General features: G+C 67.8%; 15 protein-coding genes and 1 pseudogene. 11 read left to right on the top strand and 5 right to left on the bottom strand.

Features of this window, described 5'->3' with window-relative positions; genetic code table 11:
- Positions 1–26 precede the first annotated feature (26 nt).
- From IPK65_14230 to IPK65_14210, 5 genes are all read left to right on the top strand, one after another.
- A complete protein-coding gene (locus tag IPK65_14230) occupies positions 27–1235 on the top strand; it encodes a patatin-like phospholipase family protein (GenBank protein ID MBK8164243.1) in 1209 nt (402 codons plus the stop codon).
- Between the two features lie 108 nt (positions 1236–1343).
- Positions 1344–2153, top strand: a complete 810-nt coding sequence (gene dapF / locus IPK65_14225) for a diaminopimelate epimerase (protein ID MBK8164242.1) — start codon at positions 1344–1346, stop codon at positions 2151–2153.
- The gene (locus IPK65_14220; GenBank protein ID MBK8164241.1) at positions 2150–2893 is read left to right on the top strand and encodes a DUF484 family protein; all 744 of its coding nucleotides are present in this window, start codon (positions 2150–2152) and stop codon (positions 2891–2893) included. Before dapF ends, IPK65_14220 begins: the two co-directional genes overlap by 4 nt.
- A gap of 5 nt (positions 2894–2898) precedes the next feature.
- Complete coding sequence (xerC, locus tag IPK65_14215) at positions 2899–3804, top strand: tyrosine recombinase XerC (protein ID MBK8164240.1); 906 nt, start codon at positions 2899–2901, stop codon at positions 3802–3804.
- A 116-nt stretch (positions 3805–3920) separates the two neighbouring features.
- Complete coding sequence (locus IPK65_14210) at positions 3921–6008, top strand: tetratricopeptide repeat protein (protein ID MBK8164239.1); 2088 nt, start codon at positions 3921–3923, stop codon at positions 6006–6008.
- Positions 6009–6118: 110 nt separating this feature from the next.
- Here the strand turns inward: IPK65_14210 and IPK65_14205 are convergent, their stop codons facing one another.
- Entirely contained in the window at positions 6119–6766 is a 648-nt protein-coding gene (locus IPK65_14205; GenBank protein ID MBK8164238.1) for a thioredoxin domain-containing protein, read from the bottom strand.
- A gap of 198 nt (positions 6767–6964) precedes the next feature.
- On the opposite strand from IPK65_14205, the gene hslV reads away from it, so the two are divergent.
- The 6 genes and pseudogenes from hslV (at position 6965) to ubiB (ending at position 12361) form a co-directional block, all read left to right on the top strand.
- The gene (gene hslV / locus IPK65_14200; protein MBK8164237.1) at positions 6965–7507 is read left to right on the top strand and encodes an ATP-dependent protease subunit HslV; all 543 of its coding nucleotides are present in this window, start codon (positions 6965–6967) and stop codon (positions 7505–7507) included.
- Positions 7508–7526: 19 nt separating this feature from the next.
- On the top strand, positions 7527–8858 hold the full coding sequence (gene hslU, locus IPK65_14195; GenBank protein ID MBK8164236.1) for an ATP-dependent protease ATPase subunit HslU: 1332 nt from the start codon (positions 7527–7529) through the stop codon (positions 8856–8858).
- Positions 8859–8883: 25 nt separating this feature from the next.
- Positions 8884–9255, top strand: coding sequence for a DUF971 domain-containing protein (locus tag IPK65_14190; protein ID MBK8164235.1), 372 nt, complete (start codon positions 8884–8886; stop codon positions 9253–9255).
- 28 nt (positions 9256–9283) lie between these two features.
- Positions 9284–10045, top strand: coding sequence for a bifunctional demethylmenaquinone methyltransferase/2-methoxy-6-polyprenyl-1,4-benzoquinol methylase UbiE (ubiE, locus tag IPK65_14185; GenBank protein MBK8164234.1), 762 nt, complete (start codon positions 9284–9286; stop codon positions 10043–10045).
- Between the two features lie 21 nt (positions 10046–10066).
- Positions 10067–10714, top strand: coding sequence for an SCP2 sterol-binding domain-containing protein (locus IPK65_14180; protein ID MBK8164233.1), 648 nt, complete (start codon positions 10067–10069; stop codon positions 10712–10714).
- Positions 10714–12361: pseudogene (gene ubiB / locus IPK65_14175) on the top strand (ubiquinone biosynthesis regulatory protein kinase UbiB). The gene IPK65_14180 and the pseudogene ubiB overlap by 1 nt, the downstream one beginning before the upstream one ends.
- Positions 12362–12426: 65 nt before the next feature.
- Here ubiB and IPK65_14170 read toward each other — a convergent pair.
- The 4 genes from IPK65_14170 to IPK65_14155 form a co-directional block, all read right to left on the bottom strand.
- Positions 12427–12981: a DJ-1/PfpI family protein gene (locus IPK65_14170; GenBank protein ID MBK8164232.1), complete on the bottom strand. Its 555-nt coding sequence runs from the start codon at positions 12979–12981 to the stop codon at positions 12427–12429.
- A 115-nt stretch (positions 12982–13096) separates the two neighbouring features.
- The gene (locus IPK65_14165) at positions 13097–13951 is read right to left on the bottom strand and encodes a divergent polysaccharide deacetylase family protein (GenBank protein ID MBK8164231.1); all 855 of its coding nucleotides are present in this window, start codon (positions 13949–13951) and stop codon (positions 13097–13099) included.
- Positions 13952–14017: 66 nt separating this feature from the next.
- Positions 14018–15349, bottom strand: coding sequence for a S41 family peptidase (locus IPK65_14160; GenBank protein ID MBK8164230.1), 1332 nt, complete (start codon positions 15347–15349; stop codon positions 14018–14020).
- Between the two features lie 103 nt (positions 15350–15452).
- Positions 15453–16721, bottom strand: a complete 1269-nt coding sequence (locus IPK65_14155) for a peptidoglycan DD-metalloendopeptidase family protein (protein MBK8164229.1) — start codon at positions 16719–16721, stop codon at positions 15453–15455.
- Positions 16722–16727: the final 6 nt, after the last annotated feature.

Here is a 16727-nt window from a genome sequence, read left to right as displayed (position 1 = left end):
TTCATGCCGTCTCCCGGACAAACGCGATGCCTACGCAACCGCCATCCGCGAAACCGAAGATCGGGCTCGTCCTCCCAGGCGGCGGCGCGCGCGCCGCCTACCAGGTGGGAGTTCTGCGCGCCATCGCGCGCCTTGTACCCAAGGACTCGCCCTCGCCCTTCCAGGTCATCACCGGCACCTCGGCCGGCTCCATCAATGCCGCGGCGCTCGCCATCCACGCCGACCATTTCCGCCGCGCCGTGCTGCGCATCAGCCGGGTGTGGAAGGACTTCCACGTGCACCAGGTGTTCCGCGCCGACGTGCCCGGCCTCGCCAGGACCGGTGCGCACTGGCTGGCGGCGATGATTCTGGGCGGCCTCGGCCGCTACAACCCCCATTCGCTGCTCGACCGCGCGCCGCTCCACGGACTGCTCCGGGAATCCCTGCCGTGCGGGCAGATCCAGCGCTCCATCGATGCGGGCCTGCTGCACGCGGTCGGCATCACCGCCTCGAGTTACCGCCTGGGGCATTCCATCACCTTCTTCCAGGCGCATCCGTCGGTGCAGGACTGGAACCGCGAGCGGCGCCTCGGCCATGCGGAAGCCATCACGATCGAACACCTGATGGCTTCCTCCGCCATACCGCTGGTGTTTTCCGCCATCAGGGTCGGGAACGATTACTTCGGTGACGGTTCGATACGCCAGATCGCGCCGCTGAGCCCCGCGCTGCACCTCGGCGCAGACCGCATCCTGGTGGTCGGGATACGCAAGAGGCAGAACAGCGGGACGAGCCCGTCCGCCATGGAGAACACGTACCCGACCGTCGCCGAGGTTGCGGGACACATCCTCAACAGCATCTTCCTCGACAGCCTCGACACGGACCTGGAACGCCTCGAGCGCATCAACCGGACCATCAGCCTGATCCCCGATCATCATCTGGTACAGGGCGGCATCGCGCTGCGACCGGTAGAGGTGCTGAGCATCACCCCCAGCCGCAACATCGACGACATCGCCGCGCGCCATGCCCACCTGCTGCCGCGACCGCTGCGCTTCCTGCTGCGCCGCATCGGCGCGTTTCACGGCCACGGCGCCACCCTGCTGAGTTACCTGCTGTTCGAGCAGGAATACTGCCGCGAGCTGATGCAGCTTGGATACCGCGATGCCATGGACTGCAGCGAGGACATTCTGCGGCTGCTCGATACCGGCGACACATCGGCGCATTCGACCACCGGCCGGCCCTCCGCCGCAACGGCGTAGACAGGCCGCGCTGCACACGTCCGGAGAAGCTTGCTATACTCCGGCCAAATCCCCGGAGAAACCGCCGCCACCGTGCCGACCGCCAATTCGACGCTTCCGTTCAGCAAGATGCACGGACTGGGCAACGATTTCGTGATCATCGACGCCGTCACCCGGCCCGTGGCGCTCACGCACGAGCAGATACGCTTCCTCGCCGACCGCCACACCGGCGTCGGCTGCGACCAGCTCCTGATGGTCGAGCCTGCCACCGACGCGCGCGCAGACTTCCGCTACCGCATCTTCAACGCAGACGGCAGCGAGTCCGGGCAATGCGGCAACGGCGCGCGCTGCTTCGCGCGCTTTGTGCGCGAACGCGGCCTGACCGCCAAAGACCAGCTCGTGCTGGAGACGAGCAGCGGGCTGCTGCGCACGCAGCTGCTGGACGGCAACCTGGTGACGGTGGACATGGGCGCGCCGCGCCTCGAACCCTCCGCCGTGCCGTTCGTCACCGAGCAGACCGGACCCATCTACAGCCTGGAGGTCGGCGGCGACCGGATCGAGATCTGCGCCGTGTCCATGGGCAATCCACATGCCGTGCTGCTGGTGGAAGATGTCACCTCCGCCCCCGTCGATCGCCTGGGACCGCTGATCGAGCATGACGCGCACTTTCCGCAGCGCGTCAACGTCGGATTCATGGAGGTCCAGGACCGCGCCCACATCCGCCTGCGCGTATTCGAGCGCGGCGCCGGCGAAACCCTGGCCTGTGGCAGCGGCGCCTGCGCGGCCGTGGTCGCGGGCCGGCTGCGCGGCCTGCTCGACGAGCGCGTCGCCGTGGAGCTGCCCGGCGGCAGCCTGTTCGTACAATGGGGGGGCGACGGCGCCAGCGTCGCCATGACCGGACCCGCCACCCTGGTATTCGAGGGAACCATCGCGCTATGAGCACTGCACATACCGAACCGGCGGGCGACCTGCAGGCACCCGCCGCGCAGGCCGTCGAAGACTACCTGCGAAGCCATCCGGATTTCTTCCTGGGACGCGACGACCTGATCCGCGCGCTCACCCTGCCGCACCCCACCGGCGGCGCCATTTCCCTGGTGGAGCGCCAGGTCGCGCTGCTGCGCGAGGAGACGCAGCGTTATCGCGCGCAATTGCAGGAGCTGGTGCAGATCGCCCGCTACAACGACGAACTGATCGCGCGCCTGCAACAGCTCACGGTGAAGCTGATGGACAGCGCGACACTGGAGGATGCGCTCGCCCTGCTCGAGACGGGCCTGCGGCAGGATTTCCATGCCGACGCGGCGACGCTGCGCCTGTTCGTCACCGACGGCGAGCTTCGCCTCGACGCCGGCGCGCATGCATTCCTGAATGTCGAGGCAATCGCGGCCGACGCCCTGACCCCTTCGCTGCAGGCGGTGGTAGCAGCCGGCAGGCCGGTGTGCGGACATCTGCCCAACGACCAGCTGGTCCAGCTGTTTCCCACCACGGCGGGCGAGATCGGTTCTGCCGCGCTGCTGCCGCTCGCCGGAAGCTCGGGCATTCCCGTCGTCGGCCTGCTCGCCATCGGCAGCCGCAGCGCGGAGCGCTTCACGCCGGAAATCGGCACCACCTATCTCAACTACATGAACGAGCTGATCGGCCGCAAGCTGGCCGCCTGCCTGCGCGACGCGCCACGCACCTGATAACAATGGACCGCTCCGGCCGGATCGAACGCTACCTGGAGATCCTGCGGGTCGAGCGCCGGTTCTCCCCGCATACCCTGGCTGGCTACCGGCGCGATCTCGCCCGGCTCGATGCGTTCTGCATCGCCGAAGGTATCGGATGCTGGCAGGACCTGACCGTGCATCACATCCGCGGCCTGGTCGCGGCGCAGCACCGGCGCGGCCTCAACGGTCGCAGCCTGCAACGCCTGCTGTCCGCCCTGCGCGGCTTCTTCGCCTGGCTGACCGGCCAGCAGGAGCTGGCGCACAATCCGGCGGTCGGCGTGCGCGCCCCGAAGTCGCCACGGCCGCTGCCGCAAACACTGGACGTCGACCGGATGGGGCAATTGCTCGACGCGCCCGCGAAGGACGATGTCCTCATCCGGCGCGATCGCGCCATCCTGGAGCTTTTCTACTCTTCCGGTCTGCGCCTGGCGGAACTGGTCAGGCTCGACCTCGCCGACCTCGATGCGCGCGACGCCACCGTGCGTGTCACCGGCAAGGGCAGCAAGACCCGCGTCGTGCCGGTGGGGCGCCATGCGCTCGCCGCGCTCGAGGCGTGGCTGGCCGAGCGCCGCACCATCCAGGGACCGGATGCGACCGCGCTGTTCGTCGGGATCGCCGGGCGGCGCGTCACCCCGCGCGGCGTGCAGTCGCGCCTCAAGGTCTGGGCGCGCCGTCAGGGACTGGACCTCAACCTCCACCCGCACATGATGCGCCACTCCTTCGCCAGCCACCTGCTCGAATCGAGCGGCGACCTGCGCGCGGTGCAGGAACTCCTCGGTCACGCCGACATCTCCACCACCCAGGTCTACACCCATCTCGACTTCCAGCATCTCGCCCAGGTCTATGACGCGGCGCACCCGCGCGCGCGCCGGCGCAGTCGCGCCTGATTTACCCGGCGATCCGCCGATGGAGGAGATGGAAACGTCTCCCTGCGGTTACAATCCATCCGCAGAGACGTGATGAATGCATGGCCGGATGCGCCAGGATCACCGGGGACCCCGCAATGAACGATGCAAACCCTGACGGGACGGAAAGCCGGATCTCGGCGCATCTCCATCAGGCCGCGGCCTTCAGCCGGCAGGGCCGGCTGGCGGAAGCGGAGGCATCATTGCGCAGGGCGCTGGCCGCGGAACCCGGCAATTTTGACGCCTTGCACCACCTGGGGATCATCCGCTTTCAACTCGGGGACAAGCACGACGCGCTGAAGCACCTCGCCCTGGCCGCGGCGCGCAAACCGGACAATTGCCTCGCCCGGTACAATCAGGGCATCGTGCTCGAGGACCTGGGGCGTTACCCGGAAGCGCTGGCATGCTACGACACGGCCATCGCCCTGGACCCGAAGCTCGCTGCGGCGCACTTCAATCGCGGCCAGGTGTACAGGAAGCTGGGACGCCTGCAGGAATCCCTGGCGAATTTCGACCGGGCGATTGCCCTGAAGCCCGATTTCGCCGAGGCGCACAACAATCGCGGCAACATCCTGCAGGACCTGGGACGCCACCACGAGGCGCTGGCCAGCTTCGATGAGGCGATCAGGCACAAACCCGACCTTGTCCTTGCGCTGCTCAACCGCGGCGGCGCCCTGCGTTCCCTCAACCGCCTGCAGGAGGCGCTCGCGGGCTTCGACCGCGCGATCCTGCTCACGCCGGGCCTTGCCGAGGCGCACAACAACCGGGGCATCTGCCTGCGCGACCTGGACCGTCCGCAGGAAGCCCTGGCGGGCTTCGACCGCGCACTCGCGCTGAAACCCGGCCTGGTCGAGGCGCATATCAACCGCGGCAACGTCCTGCGCAGCCTGAACCGGCATGAGGAAGCCCTGCTGGGTTTCGACCGGGCGATCGCCCTGAACCCCGGCCTCGCCGAGGCGCACCACAGCCGGGGCGGCGCCCTGCGTTCCCTCAACCGCCTGCAGGAGGCGCTCGCGGGCTATGACCGCGCGATCGCACTCAGGCCGGATCATGCCGAGGCGCACAGCAACCGGGGCATCTGCCTGCGCGACCTGAACCGCCAGCAGGAGGCGCTGGAAAGCCTCGACCGCGCCCTCGCGCTGAAACCCGACTCTGCCGAGGCACACAACAACCGCGGCAACGTGCTGCGCGACCTGAACCGGCCGGCGGAGGCGATCGTCAGTTACGAACAGGCGATCCGCCTCAAGCCGGACTTCGCCGAGGCCGGTATGAACCTCGGCATTCAAAAACTGCTGCTCGGTGATTATGCGGGCGGCTGGCCGCTGTACGAGTGGCGGCGGAAAACCGATCAGTTCGCGGAGTGGAGACGGACGTTCACCCGGCCCGGGTGGACGGGCGAGCAGCCGATCGCCGGCAAAACCCTGCTGTTGTACGCGGAACAGGGGCTGGGCGATGCGATCCAGTTCATGCGTTATGTCCCGCAGGTGGAGGCCCTGGGCGCCACGGTCATCCTGGAGATCCCTTCACCTCTCGCCACGCTGTCGGATACGCTGAATACCAGGGCCAGACGGATCATCAAAGGCGAGACGCCGCCGGACTTCGACCTGCATTGCCCGCTGATGAGCCTGCCGCTGGCATTCGGGACCCGCGTCGATACCATCCCGGCGGATATCCCCTACCTGGGCGTTGACCCGCGCAAGGCGGCGGACGTCCGCGCCCGGCTCGGCGCGAAGTCCGTGACGCGGATCGGTCTGGCGTGGTCGGGATACGCAGGACACCGAAACGACCGCGACCGCAGCCTTGCCCTGCGCGCGCTGGAGCCGCTGTTGCGGCTGGAGTTCGAATATCACTCGCTGCAACGCGACATCCGGCCGGACGACGCGGCCGTTCTCGCCGAATTCGCCCGGGTCCGTTCTCATCAGGACGAACTCAGGGATTTCTCCGACACGGCGGCCCTGATCTCCGAAATGGACCTGGTGATCACGGTCGACACCTCGGTGGCCCACCTGGCAGGCGCCCTCGGCAAGGCCACATGGATCATGCTCTCCACCCGGCCGGACTGGCGCTGGATGACGGCGCGGAGCGACAGCCCCTGGTATCCGTCCGCCCGCCTCTTCAGGCAGAAAAGCGCGGGTGACTGGGGCGGTGTGATCGAAGAGATTATTGCCGAGCTGCGTTCCCGGTGACCGCGTGATGTCCGGCCGGCGCCATCGATAACGGACAATCGCGCGCATGGATTCCGACGGAGACACTGGCTCTACCAGGCAGCCTCTATCCGCTGCAAGCGGCTTCTGCCTCAACCCCCCGGATTGATGCTGCGCACCTCGCTCCCGACCAGGTCGAGCAGTTGCTGCGCACCGAACGACGACAGCGGCTTTCCGTTGACGAAAAACGTCGGGGTCTGCTCCACGCCGCGGGCCTGGGCGTCGGCGATGTCCTGCTTCATGACGAGGTCGATCGCGGGTGAAGAGGCCTGGCCGCGGGCGCGCCCGACATCGAGCCCGGCCGCGCCGGCGATGTTCCACGCCTGGTCCAGGTCGGGCGCGCCGTGGACCGCCCATTCCGCCTGCCGCGCCAGCAGCGCCTCAAGCACCGGCTCAAACTGTCCCTGCATGCGCGCCGCCTCGATGATCCGCACCGCCTCGTCCGAACCCTGATGGAAGGGGGTGTATCTCATGACCAGGCGCACGTCCCCCGGGAACATCGCGAGGATCTGCTTCACGACCGGATGGAAGGCCCGGCACGCCTCGCAGGAGGGGTCGAAGAATTCGACGATGGTGACCGGCGCGTCGACGGGACCGAGCACCGGCGAGTGCGGCCGCACGAGTTCGCCGCCACCGGCTGGCGGCGCGGCCGCGCGATCGGCCCGGTGACGGTCGTAGGCCAGTACGGCGGCCATGACCGCCGCGAGAACGGCGACGATAAAGACGGGGCGCGTGAACATGGGAATCCTCCGGCGCAGGGATCGGGCGGCATGCCTCCGACGGTCCAGTATAATCGAATGGCGCGCCGCGCCCAGCCGCGGATGCCCTCGCCCGCGTGAATCCTGGGGGTGATCGCCCGCGGGGGGCGCATTTTCTGGCCGCCGCCGCCTTGGTGTACAATTGCCGGCTCCACCGCCATTCACAGCAGGGAACGGATCTTGGAACAGTACCACGGCACCACCATCCTCTCGGTACGCCGCGGCGGCCGCGTGGTGATCGGCGGCGACGGCCAGGTCTCGCTCGGCGCCACCATCATGAAGGGCAATGCACGCAAGGTGCGCAGCCTGTACAACGGGCGCGTGCTGGCCGGCTTCGCGGGCGGCACGGCGGACGCCTTCACCCTGTTCGAGCGCTTCGAGGCCAAGCTGGAAAAACACTCGGGCAACCTCGCCCGTTCCGCGGTGGAGCTCGCCAAGGACTGGCGCACCGACCGCATGCTGCGCCGGCTGGAGGCCCTGCTCGCGGTGGCGGACGCGAAGGATTCGCTGATCATCTCCGGCAACGGCGATGTCATCGAACCGGAGCACAGCCTGATGGCGATCGGCTCGGGCGGCTTCTACGCGCTCGCCGCCGCGCGCGCGCTGCTGGAGAATTCGGAGCTGGACGCGCGCGCCATCGTGCAGAAGTCGCTCACCATCGCCGCGGAGATCTGTGTGTACACAAACACAAACCTCACCATCGAAGAGCTGGCCGCAGGCTGACGGCGGGAAGCGAAACCTTATGTCCGAGATGACCCCTCGCGAGATCGTCCAGGAGCTGGACAAGCACATCATCGGCCAGGCCGCGGCCAAGCGCGCCGTCGCCATCGCGCTGCGCAACCGCTGGCGGCGCATGCAGGTGGCGGGCGAACTGCGCAACGAGATCACGCCGAAAAATATCCTGATGATCGGTCCGACCGGCGTCGGCAAGACCGAGATCGCGCGCCGCGTCGCGCGCCTCGTCAACGCCCCCTTCATCAAGGTGGAGGCGAGCAAGTTCACCGAGGTCGGCTACGTCGGCCGCGACGTCGAGTCCATCGTGCGCGACCTCGTCGACGTCGCCATCAAGATGACGCGCGAGCTCGAAATCAGGCGCGTGCGCCGCCGCGCCGAGGATCTGGCCGAGGACCGCATCCTCGATCTTCTGCTGCCCCCGGCGCGCGGCGGCGAGGCCGAGGCCGGCCCTGAATCCGGCGGGGGCGCCACGCGGCAGAAGTTCCGCAAGAAACTGCGCGAAGGCGAGCTTGATGACAAGGAGGTGGACGTCGAGCTGAGCGTGGCCTCCGTCGGGGTGGAGATCATGGCGCCGCCCGGCATGGAGGAGATGAGCAACCAGCTGCAGGGGCTGTTCCAGAACCTCGCCGGCCAGCGCACAAAGAAGCGCCGCCTGCCGATCCGCGACGCCTTCAAGCTGATCACCGACGAGGAGAGCGCCAAACTGGTCAACGAGGAGGACATCAAGACGCGCGCGCTCGAGAGCGTGGAACAGAACGGCATCGTGTTCATCGACGAGATCGACAAGATCACCCGCCGCTCCGACTCCCACGGGCCGGACGTGTCGCGCGAGGGCGTGCAGCGCGACCTGCTGCCGCTGGTAGAAGGTTGCACGGTCAACACCAAGCACGGCATGGTGAAGAGCGACCACATCCTGTTCATCGCCTCCGGCGCCTTCCACCTGAGCAAGCCGTCGGACCTGATTCCCGAACTGCAGGGGCGCCTGCCGATCCGCGTCGAACTCGACGCGCTGACGGCGGAGGACTTCGTGCGCATCCTCACCGAGCCGGACGCCTCGCTCACCGAGCAGTACCAGGCGCTGCTCGCCACCGAGAACGTCACCGTCGAATTCAGTGCGGACGGCATCGCGCGCCTCGCCGAGATCGCCTGGCAGGTCAATGAGCGCTCGGAGAACATCGGTGCGCGCCGCCTGCACACCGTCATGGAGCGGGTGATGGAGACGCTGTCCTACGAGGCTTCGGACCAGCCCGGCCAGCAGGTTCACATCGACGCGCCCTATGTCGACCTCCACCTCGGCAAACTGGTCGAGAACGAGGACCTCAGCCGGTATATCCTGTAATGTCCCGCGCCAAGGAACTGATGACATGACGCAACAGCAGCCCAGGCCGAGCGAGATCCGCCTGCACCAGAAGTCACGCGTGCTCGCGATCGCCTTTGACGACGGCGCCCGCTTCGAGCTGCCCTGCGAACTGCTGCGCGTATACTCCCCCTCCGCCGAGGTGCGCGGGCACGGGCCCGGCCAGGAGGTGCTGCAGGTCGGCAAGGAGGATGTGAACATCAAGGCGATCGAACCGGTGGGCACCTACGCGGTCAAGCTGGTGTTCGACGACGGGCATGACAGCGGACTCTACTCATGGGACCTGCTCTACCGTCTGGGCGCCCGGCGCGAGGAGTTGTGGGACGATTACCTCCAGCGCCTGCGCCAGGCCGGCCATGAACGCAAGGCATCCAGCTAACGCCGGCCCCCGGCGGAGAGACCCGGCCATGAAACATCCGACCGACAAGACCGGCCATACCCACTTCGGCTTCGCGCAGATCCCGGCCGCGGAGAAGAGCGGGCGTGTCCGTGGCGTCTTCGACTCCGTCGCCGGGCGCTACGATCTGATGAACGACCTGATGTCGTTCGGCGTGCACCGGCTGTGGAAGCGCTTCACGATCGAGATCGCCGGTGTGCGCCCCGGGCAGCGCGTGCTCGATATCGCCGCCGGCACCGGCGACCTGAGCCGGCAGCTCTCCGCGCGCGTCGGGGCCGACGGCACGGTGATCGCCGCCGACATCAACGCGGCGATGCTGGGGCTCGGACGCGACCGCCTGCTCGACCGCGGCGTGGCGGGCAACATCGCCTATGTGCAGGCCGACGCCGAGCGCCTGCCCTTCGCCGACAACAGCTTCGATCTCGTCATAATCGGTTTCGGCCTGCGCAACGTGACCGACAAGGCGGCCGCGCTGGCCTCCATGCACAGGGTGCTGCGGCCGGGCGGCCGCCTGCTGGTGCTCGAGTTCACGCGTCCGACGCTGGCGCCGGTGGCGCAGCTCTACGACCAGTACTCCTTCAGGATCCTGCCCCTGATCGGCAGGCTGGTGGCCCGTGACGAGGCGAGCTATCGCTATCTGGCCGAATCGATCCGCATGCATCCCCCCCAGGACGAGCTCAAGTCCCTGATGGAGGGCGCAGGTTTCGCGCGCTGCGATTACCTCAATCTCACCGCCGGCGTCGTTGCGCTGCACCGCGGCTACAAGCTCTGAAGCGCGCCGGGGCCGATACGCGTGAGCCTGAACACGCTCCTGACCACCACGGTACTCGCCCCGCTGCAGGCGGCGCTCAACCGCGGACTGCGGCTCGATCCGTCCACGCTCGACCGGCTCGCCGCCCTGTCCGGCAAGGCGATCGAGGTTCGCCTGCGCCCGTTCGATGTCAGTTTCTATATCCTGCCGGGGACGGCGGGCATTGAGCTCGCTCCCGCGCTCGAACGCGCACCGGACGCCGTCTTCGCGGGTACGCCGCTCGGCCTGCTGCGCGGCGCGCTGGGTCGCGGCGGACGGCGGGAGCTGTTCGGCGACGACCTGCGCATCGAGGGCGACACCGAAATCGGGCGGCGCCTGAAATCCATCCTCGACGGCATCGATATCGACTGGGAGGAGCACGCCTCGCATCTCGTCGGCGACATCGCCGCGCACAAGCTCGGCAACATCGCGCGCAGCCTGGGCCGCTGGTCGCGCGAGACCGGCGCCGGCATGGCGGACAACCTCGACGAGTATCTGCACGAGGAGGCCCGCCTTGTGCCGCAGCGCGCGGAGGTCGAGGAATTCCTCGCCGCGGTGGACCTCCTGCGCACCGATGCCGACCGCCTGGAACAGCGCATCGCGCGGCTGCTGCGCCGTCTGGATAAAGACCGGGGCGGCGAGGCGACATGATGCGGATCCGCCCGGGCCAGGTCCTGCGCCTGCTGCACATCAACCGCGTGCTCATCAGGCACGGCCTGGACGAGATCGTGTTCGCGACCCACCTGTTCCGGCCCGTCCGCTTCGCGCTCTACCTGCTGCCGTGGAACTGGTTCCGGCGCGCGCGCGCGCCGCGCGCCGTGCGCCTGCGCCTGGCGCTGGAGGAGCTCGGCCCCCTGTTCGTCAAGTTCGGCCAGATCCTCTCGACCCGGCGCGACCTGCTGCCGGACGACATCGCCGACGAGTTCGCCCGCCTGCAGGACGACGTCGCGCCGTTCCCCGGCGCGGTCGCGCGCGAACTGATCGAGCGCGCCTACGGGCAGCCGCTCGGCGCCGTGTTCGCCTCCTTCGACGAGACGCCGATCGCCTCCGCCTCGATCGCCCAGGTGCACGGCGCAACGCTGCCAGACGGCCGCTCCGTGATCGTCAAGGTGGTTCGCCCCGGCATCCGCAAGGTCATCCGGCGCGATATCGGACTGCTGCACACGCTGGCGGACCTCGCCGAGCGCTACTGGGCGGAAGGACGCCGGCTGCGCCCGCGCGAGGTGGTGGCCGAGTACGAGAAGACCATCCTGGACGAGCTCGACCTCGTGCGCGAGGCGGCCAACGCCTCGCAGCTGCGGCGCAACTTCGTGGAATCGCCCCTGCTCTACGTCCCCGAGGTATTCTGGCCGCAGACCCGTCCCAACGTCATGGTGATGGAACGCATCTCCGGAATCCCGATCAGCGACATCGACGCCCTGCGGCGCGCGGGCGTCGACCTCAAGGCTTTGTCGGAGCGCGGCGTCGAGATCTTCTTCACGCAGGTGTTCAGCCACAACTTCTTCCATGCCGACATGCACCCCGGCAACATCTTCGTCTCCCCCGAGGGGCGCTACATCGCGGTCGACTTCGGCATCATGGGTACGCTGAGCCCGGAGGGACCAGCGCTATCTGGCGGAAAACTTTCTCGCCTTCTTCAACCGCGACTACCGCCGCGTGGCGGAGCTGCACGTGGAATCCGGCTGGGTGCCGGCCGGCACCCGCATCGACGAGTTCGAGGCCGCGATCCGCACGGTGTGCGAACCGATCTTCGAACGCCCGCTGAAGGACATCTCGTTCGGCCGCCTGCTGCTGCACCTGTTCCAGACCGCGCGCCGCTTCAACATGGTGGTGCAGCCGCAGCTGGTGCTGCTGCAGAAGACCCTGCTCAACATCGAGGGTCTGGGCCGGCAGCTGTATCCGGATCTCGACCTGTGGCACACGGCGAAGCCCTTCCTCGAGCGCTGGATGGTCGTACATGCGGGCGCCTATGCCCTGTTCGAGACGGTGAAGACGCGCCTCCCGACCTGGCTGGGCAGGCTCGCGCAGCTGCCCGATCTGGCATACGACACCCTGAAGCGACTGCACGAGGAGAAACTGGCTCTGGAATGGCGTTCGCCCCAGCTCGATGAGTTGCGCGGCGCGGTCCGGCGCGCCAACCGGCGCACCGTGGCGGCGGTCTCCGGCAGCGGACTGCTGGTCTGTGCCGCAATACTGCTCGGCGGGAACAGCGGGGCATATCATCTCGCCGGACTGCTGAGCGGCGCGCTCGGCGCCGTCATGCTGCTGTGGGTCTGGCTGGGGGCGGGGCGGGAGTAAAAAATAACGGAGGCAGGTGAATTTTACTCGATCACCGGGGACCGATTTTCCAATCGGTCCCCGTCTTAACCGACCCGCTGCAGGCCCGCCTCGACCCGGTCTCGTGTCTCGCGTCCGGCCAGGATCTCGATCAACTGCAGCGCAAAATCCAGTGCGGTACCCGGACCGCGCGAGGTGATGACGTGCCCGTCGCGCACCACCGCTTCTTGCAACAATTCAAGCCGCGGGACATCCAGTCCGTCCAGCGTGCCCGGGTATGCGGTGGCGCGGCGGCCGTCGAGCAGGCCCGCGGCCGCGAGCACCTTGGGCGCGGCACAGATGGCAGCGATATATTTCCCCGCGGCGGCCATGCGCTGCAGCAGGGCGATGACGCGCGCGTCGTCACGCAGGTGGTCTGCGCCGGGCAGGCCGCCCGGCAGCACGATCATGTCGTAGTCGCGCCGTCCCGCCTCGTCCAGCGTCGTGTCCGGAAGCAGGCGGGTGCCGCGGCTCGCGCGCACGGGGCCATCGTCCAGGCCGGCGGTGACCACCTCGATGCCGGCGCGGCGCAGCAGATCGATGACCGTTACGGCCTCGAGTTCCTCGCAGCCCTGCGCCAGCGGAACCAGAACGCTCGCCATGATGGCCTCCTGCGGCGGTGACGGGGACTGATTTTAAATCTGTCCCCGTTCAAACGACAGGGGGACAGAGTTGTGAATGACAGGTGACAGACTTAAGACTGCCCCCCGATCGAAATCAGTTGGCGTTGCTGATCAGACGCGCCGGATATTCGGCGTCGGCCGCGGGCGACAGGTTTCTCGATGCAAGCACCGTGCGCCCCTCCTCATCCAGAAAACGGCGGTAGCGGATAAGCTGGGAAACCGGCAGCAGTTCGATGCCGGCCTCGCGCAGGCGCCCGAGGTTCGCCTCCAGGAAGGCCAGCGTCTGCGGATGCGGATGACCGATGGCGACCGCCGTGCCCTTGCGCTGCGCCACGGCGATCAGCTGGTCGAATTGTCGCGCGATGGCGGCCTCGTCCACCACGTCGTCGAGAAAGACGTCGCGCCGCACGGTCGGCACCCTTTGCTCGGCCGCCACCTTGTGCGCCACGCTCAGCAGCGAGGTGAAGCTGTCGACGAAGTACAGGCCTTCGTAGTGACGCAGCTCCTCCATCAGCCATTCCATGTGGCCGCGGAACTGGGTCAGCAGGCTGCCCATGTGATTGTTGACCCCGCTGACATGAGGCACGGCGAGCAGATCGCGGCGCACCGTGCGCAGGAATTCGCGCCGCGTCATCGTCGCCACCAGACCGCCATCGTCGTGCAGCGGGGCCTCGATCGCCTGCATCGGCAGATGCAGCATGATCTCCTTGCCGGCCTCGTGCGCCTGTGTCGCGAGGCGCCGTGCGTGCGGGGTGTTGGGCAGAAAGGAACAGGTTACGGCGCCGGGCAGTTCCACGGTGCGCATGCCGGCACCCAGGCGGTTACCCAGGTCGTCGATGATGATGCTCACCGCAGGGGGGCGGCGGGGGGCCTCGTCCGCCGCCGCCCCGCCGATGAGGCAGGCGAACGGGAACAGGAAGGTAGCGGCGATTAAGGTGGCGGGTTTCAACAAACCTCGCTCATGCTGTCGTGCATCTCCATGCTCCATGCCGCGCTCGTCTCGTCGCGGTCCGCATTATTGGGCATGCTTGAGGATGGTCAGGCCCTTGAGCAGGTTAAGCGCCTCGTAAAGCTGGTAGTCCTCATTGGCGAGGCTTTCCTTCTTCTGCTCGCCTGCGGGCTCCGCCGCCGGCGTCACGGGAGCGGACTCCTCCGATTTCGTGTCGTCGCCGTTGACCAGGTGACGGCTCAGGTCGGCCTCCTTGATGGCCGCGAACTCGGGTTCCTCCACCGCCGCGAGCCTGACGTTCTCGAGCTGGATGTCGGGCACGATGCCCTCGGCCTGGATCGAACGGCCGGACGGCGTATAGTAACGCGCAGTCGTGAGCTTGAGGGCGCTGCCATCGCTCATCGGCAGCACGGTCTGCACCGAGCCCTTGCCGAAGGTCTTGTCGCCCATGATGATCGCCCGCTTGTGGTCCTGCAGCGCGCCGGCCACGATCTCGCTGGCCGAGGCGGAACCCACGTTCACCAGCACCACGATCGGGGCGCCGTTGAGCAGGTCGCCGGGCGTGGCGGGGAATTCCACCCGCGAATCCTCGGTGCGCCCCTCGGTGTAGACCACCAGCCCCTTGTCCAGGAATGCGTCAGACACGTCCACGGCGGCGTTGAGCACGCCGCCGGGGTTGTTGCGCAGATCGAGCACGAGGCCCTTGAGGGGTCCTTGATTGTCCTTCTTCAGGCTGGCGACGGCCTCGACCAGGGTCTCGCCGGTGGCGGACTGGAACTGGGTGATGCGGAGATAGCCGAAACCGGGCGCCAGCATCCGGCTCTTCACGCTCTTCACCTTTATGACGGCGCGCGTGATGACGGCCTTGATCGGCTTGTCGTGCCCTTCGCGCACGATGGTGAGCGTGATCGACGTGTCCGGCTTGCCGCGCATCATGTCGACCGCTTCCTTGAGGCTCATGCCCTTCACCGGGGTGTCGTCGAGACGGATGATCAGGTCGCCGGCCTCGACGCCGGCGCGCTCCGCCGGAGTGTCGTCGATCGGCGCGATGACCTTGACGAATCCGTTCTCCATGCCGACCTCGATGCCGAGGCCGCCGAACTCGCCGGTGGTGCCGACCTGGAGCTCCTCGTAGGATTCGGCGTCGAGGTAGGCGGAGTGCGGGTCCAGTCCGCCCAGCATGCCGCGCACCGCGTTGTCGATCAGTTCCTTGTCGTCGACGGGCTCGACGTAGTTGTTCTTGATGTTGGCGAACACGTCGGTGAACGTGCGCAGCTCCTTGAGCGGCAGCGGCGCGGGCGCCTCGCGCTCCGCGAACACGCCATGGCCGATGGTGAGCGACACGCCCAGTATCAACCCGATGGCCAGGATCAGCACGTAACGCGCTTCGACTTTCATTTCACTACCTCCATGACCACCGTATCGGCCGCCCCCGCGGCGAAACGAATCCGTGGAATACTTTAGCAGAAAAGGCCACTATTGACCGGAAATAATACCGGCTTCAACGGGTATCGGCACGGCACCAGCGCAAAGGGTTGTCCGGCACACCGTTGTGGCGGATTTCAAAATAGAGTCCGGCCGAATCCTGGCCGCCGCTGTTGCCCACCGCCGCGATCGTTTCCCCGCGCTCGACCCAGTCGCCGACGCCCTTGGCGAGGCTCTGGTTGTGCCCGTACAGGCTCATGTAGCCGTCGCCGTGGTCGACGATGATGAGCAGTCCGAAGCCGCGCAGCCAGTCGGCGAACGCGATGCGCCCGCGATAGATGGCCTTGACCTCGCCCCCCTCCTCGGCGCCGATCACGACGCCGCGCCAGGTCAGCGAACCCATCTGGCGCGCGGAGCCGTAGCGCGTGGTGATCTTGCCGCGCGCAGGCCAGGACAGCTTGCCCTTGTGGCTGGCGAAGGGCGCGGCGTCGCCCGGGCCGGGAGGACTGTCCGCCGGGATCTCCGCCAGCGCCCGGCGCAGCTTGATGAGCAGCTCCGACAGGTTGCGCTCGTCCTGCAGCAGGGTCTCGAGCTTCTGTTGCTTGGTCTTGATCTCGCCGCCGAGCTTGGCCAGGACCTGGCGGCGCGAGCTGCGCGAGTCACGCAGGGCCTGGAGCTGCCGGGACTGCTCGCCGTGCAGCTGCTCCAGCGTTTCCGCCTGCTGGGCGATGGCATGCTCGAGCACGCCGATCTCGGCGAGCCTGCGGTCGATCTCCTCGATGCGGGCCGCGCGCGCGCGGTTGAAATAGTCGTAATAGGTCAGCATGCGGCCGATGGCGGCCGGTTCCTGCTGGCTGAGGATGATCTTCAGGTGTCCTTCCCGTCCCATCGCGTAGCCGGCGAGGATCTGCTGCGCCAGGACCCTGCGCTGCTGCTCGAGCGCTGCGGCCGCCTCGTCGCGGCGGGCGCGCAGGCCGCGCAGTTCCGCGCTCTTCTGCTTCAGCTCCTTGTCCAGCTTTTTGAGCGACTGGCTGAGACTCCCGATGGTCACCTCGGCGGAGCGCAGCTGGGTACGCAGTTCAGCATGCCGGCCGCGCGCCTTGTCGAGCGAGGTGCGCAGTTCCCGGATCGTCCGCCGCAATGCCTCCAGCTTGTCGGCCTTGTCCTTTTCCTCCGTCCCGGCCGCCGCTCCGGCGGAAACCGGCGCCACGACGGACACAGGCGACGTGCCGCACAACAGCAGCACCATCAACGCGCACAGCGCGGAGACCGGCGTGCGCCGGCGGTGACAAGCGGGACGGGGCGTGCCTGCGGAGGATGTGGCGGCGACTGAAGGCGTGCGCATCACCCC

This window comes from Gammaproteobacteria bacterium (genome assembly GCA_016712635.1).
In the GTDB taxonomy this organism is placed as follows: Bacteria; Pseudomonadota; Gammaproteobacteria; order SZUA-140; family SZUA-140; genus JADJWH01.
The sequence above is the reverse complement of the archived record's forward strand: the minus strand, read 5'-3'. Positions and strand labels throughout refer to the sequence as shown.